The sequence below is a fragment of the Candidatus Nealsonbacteria bacterium CG07_land_8_20_14_0_80_39_13 genome, assembly GCA_002779355.1.
Classification (GTDB): Bacteria; Patescibacteriota; Minisyncoccia; order Minisyncoccales.
In genome coordinates, this window is sequence record PEWS01000041.1 from 1 (window position 1) to 8,640 (window position 8,640).

The 8,640-nt window shown below is 37.9% G+C and carries 10 protein-coding genes; all 10 read left to right on the top strand.

The genetic code is table 11. The features are described from left to right. The first annotated feature begins 195 nt into the window (after positions 1-195). Complete coding sequence (locus COS96_02890) at positions 196-1,353, top strand: hypothetical protein (GenBank protein PIU43706.1); 1,158 nt, start codon at positions 196-198, stop codon at positions 1,351-1,353. A 185-nt stretch (positions 1,354-1,538) separates the two neighbouring features. Beyond that, positions 1,539-1,775 (top strand): hypothetical protein, encoded by a 237-nt coding sequence (locus tag COS96_02895; protein PIU43707.1) that lies wholly within the window; start codon positions 1,539-1,541, stop codon positions 1,773-1,775. Further along, positions 1,772-2,266, top strand: a complete 495-nt coding sequence (locus COS96_02900; GenBank protein ID PIU43708.1) for an aspartyl-tRNA amidotransferase — start codon at positions 1,772-1,774, stop codon at positions 2,264-2,266. Before COS96_02895 ends, COS96_02900 begins: the two co-directional genes overlap by 4 nt. A 150-nt stretch (positions 2,267-2,416) precedes the next feature. After that, entirely contained in the window at positions 2,417-2,986 is a 570-nt protein-coding gene (locus tag COS96_02905; protein PIU43709.1) for a hypothetical protein, read from the top strand. Positions 2,987-3,080: 94 nt separating this feature from the next. Next, on the top strand, positions 3,081-3,551 hold the full coding sequence (locus COS96_02910; protein PIU43710.1) for a hypothetical protein: 471 nt from the start codon (positions 3,081-3,083) through the stop codon (positions 3,549-3,551). Between the two features lie 2 nt (positions 3,552-3,553). After that, a complete protein-coding gene (locus tag COS96_02915) occupies positions 3,554-4,990 on the top strand; it encodes a hypothetical protein (protein ID PIU43711.1) in 1,437 nt (478 codons plus the stop codon). Positions 4,991-5,044: 54 nt separating this feature from the next. Continuing rightward, on the top strand, positions 5,045-5,746 hold the full coding sequence (locus COS96_02920; protein PIU43712.1) for a hypothetical protein: 702 nt from the start codon (positions 5,045-5,047) through the stop codon (positions 5,744-5,746). A gap of 86 nt (positions 5,747-5,832) precedes the next feature. Then, entirely contained in the window at positions 5,833-6,258 is a 426-nt protein-coding gene (ybeY, locus tag COS96_02925; protein ID PIU43713.1) for an rRNA maturation RNase YbeY, read from the top strand. Positions 6,259-6,264: 6 nt separating this feature from the next. Further along, positions 6,265-7,482 (top strand): cell division protein FtsA, encoded by a 1,218-nt coding sequence (gene ftsA, locus COS96_02930; protein ID PIU43714.1) that lies wholly within the window; start codon positions 6,265-6,267, stop codon positions 7,480-7,482. Then, on the top strand, positions 7,479-8,414 hold the full coding sequence (locus COS96_02935) for a cell division protein FtsZ (GenBank protein PIU43715.1): 936 nt from the start codon (positions 7,479-7,481) through the stop codon (positions 8,412-8,414). Before ftsA ends, COS96_02935 begins: the two co-directional genes overlap by 4 nt. The last annotated feature ends 226 nt before the right edge of the window (positions 8,415-8,640 follow it).

The following is an 8,640-nucleotide window of genomic DNA, read 5'->3' on the forward strand; positions in this document are numbered from 1 at the left end:
TGCGGCGACGCTCATTATCTGTTATATGTGTAAAATTTTTCATATTTTTCTTTTTATCATACAGTGTTCGGATTCAAAGGTAAATCTACGCCTTAACAATAAAATTCGGGGTGGGTAAATTGCTCGTTGATTCACTAATAAGGAATTAATGGATAACTTACCCATCCTGAAGCAATAGACGGATGGGCAATAAAAATGGAAGAAACAGAAAAGCTCGCCAAAAAAGGCTTGAGCGGAATTGCCACTTTTATCGGTGGTAATGGATTTGGAGAAAGACTAGCATTGCTAGTTTTAGTCGCTGTGTTATTTTTGAACAGCGCAACAGCCGTATCAGCTGTTACGAATTTGGGGAATGGAATAGACGATGGGTGTGATACATATTGCAATTCATGCGAGAATTGCACGGAGAGTTTAGAACTTGCCACTGGAGGCCAAACGGTTTGTCTAAAGGATGACCTTATGGATTCTCATCGTGTTTTTGATGAGAATTATACAATAATAGAATGCATAAAAATTCATTCTGACAATAAAACATTCGATTGTCAGGGGCATCTAATTAAGGGATGTCCAATGGCAGGGACAGCCATTGCCATAGAATCGGATGACAATATTGTGAAGAATTGCAGGATTGAAAATTATGCTGTTTGGGGAATAACTATATTCGGTGGCAACAGAAATAATATAGTGAACAATGAGATTATTGGTACGGCAATGATAGTAGCAATAACAATCCGGGGTTCAAAAGAGAACTGGATTGTTGGGAATATTGTCGAAAACGATAATAACGGGATTGAGATCTTTAGTGATGCATATTCTACCAGCGATGGAAACATATTGAGAAGAAATAAGGTAAGAGGATCATCAGAGCATTCTGATGTCGGGATTAAACTTTCGTTCTACGGTGAGGACAATATCGTTGAAGATAACGAAATAAACGGTTGGGGTCATGGAATAATGGCCTCTGGTGGCGTCAATTTAACCGACAATATTGTCAACAATAATAGTGGTGGGATAATCGCAGGGAAAGAGGTAAATCTTGCGTTTAATAAGGCCTGTAATAATAACGGTAAAGACATTAGCTGGTCCGGAGATGATCATAGGGTATTTATAAATAATACTTGTGATAGCAGGCTTCGGCCAGGAGACAGTTTCCGTTCGTGGGAATATGGGACACTAGAAAATTGCACGTACCGGTGTCCGAAAGCAAGTAGCGAGACGACCGTACAAAACAAGAGCGCAGGCGCCCCAATAGACGAAAGTAATTCCGGATATGGATGGCTGGCTCTTGCCATGTTAGCAGCGATAATCCTGATAGTAATAAGCTTTATATGGCAAGAATTTTTTCAGCGTTAGCTGAAGAAGCTGTTGATGTACGGTATAGATAGGGAGAGGTAATACTTTCCCTTTATTTTTTTCTTTTTATTTTTCTTTTTAAAGATTTGTAAAAACTGTGGACTGATACAAACTGTTGACTTTTGGAGGAAAATGTTCAATACTTGATACAATCAATAATAAATGACCGATAATCAATAATTTTTATGCAATTAGAAGTCAAAAAACAAGAAAGGGAAAATAGCCAGTCTTTATTGCGCAGATTCACTAAAGGGCTTCAAAGAAGCGGAGTTTTAATGTGGGCGAGAAAAGGCACTTTTTTCCAGAACGAGCCCTCCAGAAACGCAAGAAAAAAAATAGCCTTGAAAAGGGAAATAAGAAAGAAAGAATACGAACAATTGAGAAAACTCGGTAAACTTGTCAAAGTTTTTAAAAAGCAATGACTCTAAAAGAGCAAATAAGAAATGACCTTAAAAATTCTTTAAAAGAGGGGAATGAAGTTTCCTGCTCTGTTTTGCGTTTTCTTCTGGCTTCTATCCAAAGCAAGCAGACGGAGAAGCAATTTGCCTTAAGTAAGAAAGGAACAGTCCCTGAAGATAAATTAAAGGAAGAGAGCGAGTTGAACGACGAAGAAACGATGAGCGCCATCCTTTCTGACGTTAAAAAAAGAAAGGATTCCATTTCTGCTTTTGAGAAGGGGGGCAGGCAGGATTTGGTTGAGAAAGAAAAAAATGAATTATTGGTTTTGCAAAAATATCTTCCGGAACAGCTTTCTGAAGAGGAAATTAAAAAAGTGGCTGAAAGAGCGATAAAGAAAATAGGAGCTTCCTCAATTAAGGAAATGGGCAAGGTAATGGCTGAAGCAATGATTGAGTTGAAAGGCAAAGCCGACGGAACCTTGGTCTCAAAGGTAATCAAATCCCTCCTTTCGTAATTTTATGAATTCAAAAATCGCAGAAAAATTACAATCTGAAATTTATTCTGGAATGCCTCTGAAGAGAAAACTGGAAATAGTTTCCCAGTTCATTCTATTGGCTAAAAAATTGAAAAGCTCTAAAGTAGCGTCAAAAAGCAAAAGAAAAAAATGACAGCCAAGGAATTTACAGTTGAAGAGCTTTTGGACCAAATAGCCGAAATTCTTGAGGGGTTAAAAATCCCTTATGCAGTTACGGGAGGCATGGCAGTAGCTGTTTGGGGGAACCCTCGTTTTACAGCTGATATTGATATTATTGTAGAGATGAATTCTCTGAAAATAACTCCTTTGGCTAAAGCTTTACTTGCCATAGACAAAGATGTTTATATTTCAGAAGAAGCTATGGGAGAGGCCTTAGAAAGAAAGGGAGAATTTAATTTTATTCATCCGCAGACCGGTTTGAAAGTAGATTTTTGGGTTAAAAATGACGCTTACGACCGACTAAAAATAGAAAGAGCTATCCCTAAAAAAATAGATAAACAAAAGATATTTTTTATTTCTCCCGAGGATCTTATTTTGAGTAAACTTTTTTGGTATAAAGAGGGAGAATCATCAAAGCATCTTGAAGATATCAAAACTGTTTTTAATAATCCGAAGCTGAAGCTGGACTTAGATTACATTAAAAAATGGGCGGGACAGCAGTCAACAACAGAGATTTTAGAAAAACTGCTGAACAAATGATTTTTAACGGAGATTTTTAACGGAGGACGGGCCTCCGTTTTCGTTTTGTCAATTTAGCGATATTATTAGAGATATAAATAAAATATAAAATATTATGGAACAGGGAAAGGGTTGGAAGCTGTTGCCGATTTCATTTAAAACACTGTTTTTATTCCTTGTAGCAGAGGTAATATATTCGGTGCTTCTTTACGGGGGATTTATCTTTGAAGATATTTCTTTGATCGGTTGTCCCATTTTGGGATTTTATTTCCACGGGATCAGCGCTACTTTTTTTGCCATTTTATTGCATATTGTATTTCCGGCCATTTTTTTATTTGTTTTATGGAACAGAAGCGTTTGGGCATGGAAATATGGCATCGGATATTTTAGTTTTTTTATTTTGAATACATTATTGTCATTGGTAAACTTACCAAACGAATTGTTGAGAGACCCTGAGATTAATTCAGAGGTGATGTATCAGGTAGTTTATCAGTTTGCGCTTATCGGCATTTTTTTCGCAATAATCACAGACATTGTTTTTCTAATAATAATTTATAAGAAAAGATCATATTTTAATAAAATTTAAATATGCAAATTAAAACAAAAAGTTCAATGTTATTCGGGATTTTTATTTCCCTTATCTGTTTATTTGCCAACATCGATAATGCTTCTTGTATTACTTTTCCGATTGGCGATCCAATAAATCCAGAAACTGGCAAGGCTTGGGGGGAATTCAATGTCATCTCGAAACCTACTCATAGCGATGGGAGTAAATTCTATGGTCTCGATATGCGCGCAGACATATTTTTCGATTCTTCCCTTATTTTTTCCCTGAACCTGGAAGAAAATCCGCCGGGAGAATATACAGCAAAGCATAAATGGATCGACGAAGAGGAATTTGGGGTTTATGAAGTATTGACGCATGCCTACAAAGATAATGAAGAAATTAGGAGCCTTATTTCTAAAAATTTAGTTAACAGGCAAAATCCTTTGATATATATCGATTCAGTTTCTTTGCCTGATAAAATATTTCTAGACGACAGTTATTTAATAAATGTGATAGTAAAAAGCAAGTCTTCCACACCTATAAATGGCGTAAGTTTTTGGGTGGGTGGCGATTTTGATCCTAAAGTTAAAAACATTACTATAAAATCTAATTCCGATACAAAGATTGCCTTTGATTACTCAAGTAACGAATCGATGCCAAATTCCTTTTGGTTGACCAATGAGAAGGGAGAGGTTATTGCTGAAGCGGCGCTCAGTGAAGATGACGAAGAGAGGATAGAAAAGGAAGTGACTTTTTCTCCGAAGCCAAAACATGATTTTTTAATTTTCCTACCGTCTAAATTTTCAGGTTATTTCGAATACGGCGCAGTTTCCAAATTAAACTTTAATGTAATCAATGGCGGTGATTTTACGGAAAACGTTTATTTAAAACTTAATTATAGTTCTGTAAAATCAGACTGCGTTTTAGCTCATATGGAAAACTTCAACGGCTTAATGGATGACAAAACGGAATTGATATTCAGCCCTGGGGAGCAAAAAATGATTACTTTAGTCGTAGACTTACCCTTAACTTGTCAATTGCCGGCCGGCGATATAAATTTTATGGTTAGCGCCATAGATACTCAGTCGGGGAAAGAGATGGCGAGTAGTAGCGAAAAGTACGGCGTTTCTTTTGATACGGCAGAAAAGTTAAAATTATTGCCACTCATTACGTTCCAATTTATAGTTTCAATAGTATTATTGATAGTGTCAATTGCAATGTTGTTTACGGTTGTTAAGGAGAAAAAGATTGTTTTCTCAATAAAATATCTCGTTATAGCAATTTTTCTTTTCTTCTTTTTCAATATTTTGTTTACAAATATAGCTTATCATGCGAATATAGCCACGCTCTCGTTCATTCTTACAATACTGGCCATAGCATCTTCCTGTTTTTTCTTGCTTTTAACTTCAACAGGAAAAAACTTCAGCAGGAAGCCAAGGAATTACCAGATGAAGGGAAGAAAGAAGGAGATAAATTAGAATAAAACAGTATTCGTGCAGGCGCATTTTTGTTTTTATTAAGCAATAAAACATATGAAAACACTTAAATTTCTTTCCATAATTTGCTTTATTCTTGCATTATTTCTGCTTGGGTTTGTTATTCGCCCCGGCTTTTTTGACGAGCCAGGGATAAGAGGTCGAGATGCTAAGGCGATGTCGGATTTAGAGCAGATTGGCTTGGCCATGGAGATGTATTTTGATCAAAATGATAAATACATTGCAAGCTCTGTTTTGCCGAAATCCGTCGGAATATTTTTGAATGATATTCCTGAGTCGCCTAAAAACCATAGTTATAATTGGATAAATAATATAGAGGATGATCAAAGGTTTTGTGTTCGGACAGAGTTCGAGTCGGGTCGTTTTCGTTGGAAAGAGGGGATTTATTACATTTTCAGTAATTGCGGGACAGAAGAAACGAATTCTCAGCCCAAAAAACTAGACGATTGCTGTGAAACAAAAAATTCTAAGATGCCCAAAATTGATCCGTCCGAAAGAGGAACGGGAAACACGGAAGGAGAACCAGCGACTGAAGTATGCGCTAAAGAGGGGGAAGAAATTTTTCATATTAATGGCGACGAAAAATGCTGCCTTGGGTTGAAGGAAATGCCTATTACGGAGGGAGGCGGGGGGATTTGCACTATTCCCATGGGCTATATTTGTATCGCTTTCTGCGGTAATGGAAAATGCGAAGGAGAGTATGAAAACAAATGCAGTTGCCCAAAAGACTGTAAATAAGAAATATTTTTAACGGAGGGCGGGCCTCCGTTTTTTCATCCAGAGGATGATCGGTCTTTGGCCGATGTTTGATTTTTTGGACAGGAATGATAAAATTAAAAAATATGATAGAGATAAATAATTTGACAGCTGAACATATTGACGAAAAGCTCTTGAAGAAAATTGCCGAGAAGGTTTTAAAGGGGGAAGGAAAGAAAGCCAGCGTTTCGGTCGCTTTTATTAATCCCAAAAAAATGAGAGAATTGAATAGGGAATACAGGAAGAAAAATAAGCCGACCGACGTTTTGTCTTTTTCGGATGGAGAAAAAGATTTTCTGGGAGAAATAATAATTTGCCCGAAAGAAGTGAGGGAAAATTCCAAGGAATTTAAGTCTGATTTCAAAAAAGAATTGTTCTCCTGCCTGATCCACGGGATTCTGCATTTATTAGGCTACGATCACGAAAAAAATGAAAAACGAGTTGAAGAAATGGAGAAAAGACAAGAGCATTATCTGTTGCAAATAAAATTTTAATTATACATGTCAAGAAATAATTTTATTACAGCTATTGATATCGGGACGGAAAATACGAAGATTTTAGTTGTTGAAAAAACAATTGAAGGGGAAGATTTAAAGGTTGTTTATTTTGTTAAAGAAAAAACTTTTGGCGTCAGAAAAGGAATAATAATAAGCCCTGAAGATGTTTCTGAAATTTTACAGAAATGCCTGCTGGAGATAGATGAAAAAATCGGGCAGAAAATTGAATCAGCCTGCGTGAGCGTGAACGGGAGTCATCTTTTTTCTCTTAGTTCTCGTGGGACAATAGCTGTTTCTCGGGCAGACAAGAAAATTTCCGAAGACGATATGCAGAGAGCGTTGCAGGCGGCTAAAACTTTTTCCCTTTTCTCAAATAGGGAAATAATTGAAGCTTCTCCTAAGAATTTTATTATTGACGGAGAGCAAATCGTGAAAGACCCTCTGGGTTTGGATGGCGTGAGATTGGAAGCTGAAACATTGGTTCTGGGAGGTTTTTCTCCTTACTTAAAGAATGTTACGCAATCTGTTCTTGGTTCGGGACTTCATATTTCAGACATGATACCTTGTCCGGTGGCTGATGCCAGAGCCCTTTTGACTCCTCGTCAGAAAGAATTGGGCGTAGCTGTTTTGGATATAGGAGCCGGCGCAACAGGCTTAGCTATTTATGAAGAGGGGAGCTTGGTCCATCTGTCTGTTCTGCCTGTGGGCTCAAATAACATCACCAATGATATCGCCATAGGTCTGACAATAGATGCTGATGTGGCGGAAAAAATTAAAAAGGAATATGGATCTTGTTCTTCAACGGCCAGCAAGAAAATCAAAGTTGAAATTGGAGAATCGGAAGCTTTGACTTTCTCCCATAAAGCATTAAGCAAGATTATCAGCGCTAGAGTTTCGGAGATATTCAGGGAGGTACAGAAGGAATTAAAAAAAGTAGCTTTAGTTCAAAATTTGCCGGCCGGCATTGTCATTACCGGAGGAGGAGCGAAAATTCCGAGGATATTGGAGTTGGCGAAAAAAGAATTCAAATTGCCTTGTAAATTAGGCAAGCCGTCCGGATTTATCGGATTGGACGAAGACCCTTCTCTTTCTACAGTTTGCGGTCTGGCTTTATTGGAAGCTGATATGACTGATGGAGAAAATTCTTCTTGTCCTGAAAATGAGGTTATTAAAAATTTGTGGTTCAGAATTAAAAAAATGTTAAAAGCGTTAATTCCATGAAATCAGAAGCAGGAAACTTAGGAATAAAAGTTGTCGGAGTCGGCGGTTCAGGGAACAACGCCGTCTCAAGGATGAAAAAATGCGACATTAAGGGCGTAGAGATGATTGTTATTAATGCCGATGTCCAAGACTTGAGAAAGTCCGGCGCTGACAGGAAACTGCAAATAGGGGAAAAAATAACTCAAGGATTGGGAACGGGAATGGACCCGGAAATCGGAAGGCAGGCGGCTGAAGAAAATAGAGAAGAGATTAAGGAGGTTTTGAAGGGAGCGGATGTTGTCTTCATTACTTGCGGGCTTGGTGGCGGTTGCGGCACAGGAGCCAGTCCGGTTGTGGCTGAAATTGCCAAAGAGATAGGAGCTCTGACAATAGCTGTGGTCACCAACCCCTTTTCCTTTGAAGGATTGTACCGCCAGAATATCGCCAAGGAGGGATTAGCGCAGCTTAAGAAAAAAGTTGATACTTTGATAACCATTGATAATGATAAGCTCTTGAAGATACTGGATCCGAAAACAGCCCTTATTTCCGCTTTTTGGAGCTGTGATGATATTTTAAGGGAAGCGGTTAAAGGAATTTCTGATTTGATTATGCTTCCGGGGATTATTAATGTTGATTTTGCCGATATTAAAGCAACGATGAAGGATTCCGGCACAGCCATTTTTGGCGTGGGAATTACTAAGGGAGAGAAAAGAGCCATTGAAGCGGCCAAGAAAGCCATTGAGTCGCCTTTGCTTAATATTTCTCCCAGGGGAGCGAAAGGGATTTTATTCAATGTTTCAGGAGGAGATGTTTCTCTTTCCGAGATAAACGAGGTGGGCGAGCTTATCGCTCAAGAAGTTAATCCGAGCGCTAAAATTATTTTCGGAGCTGTTCAGGATTCTAATTTGAAAAAAGGGGAGATCAAAGTGACCATCATCGCCACCGGCTTCTAATATTAACTGAAATTTTGAGATTTTGAAATTCTGAAATTTTGATATTAATTTCCGTAATCTCCTAATTTCAAAGTATCCGCGTTGTTCTTGGCATTTTTAGTTTAAAGTGGTAATATGAACTCGAGTAAAGGTTCCCACAGCTACCCCTCAATCCGAACACTTAACGCATTCAACTTCAGACCTTGATAGTTGATTATTAATATCGCTCATAATACCACGAAATGGT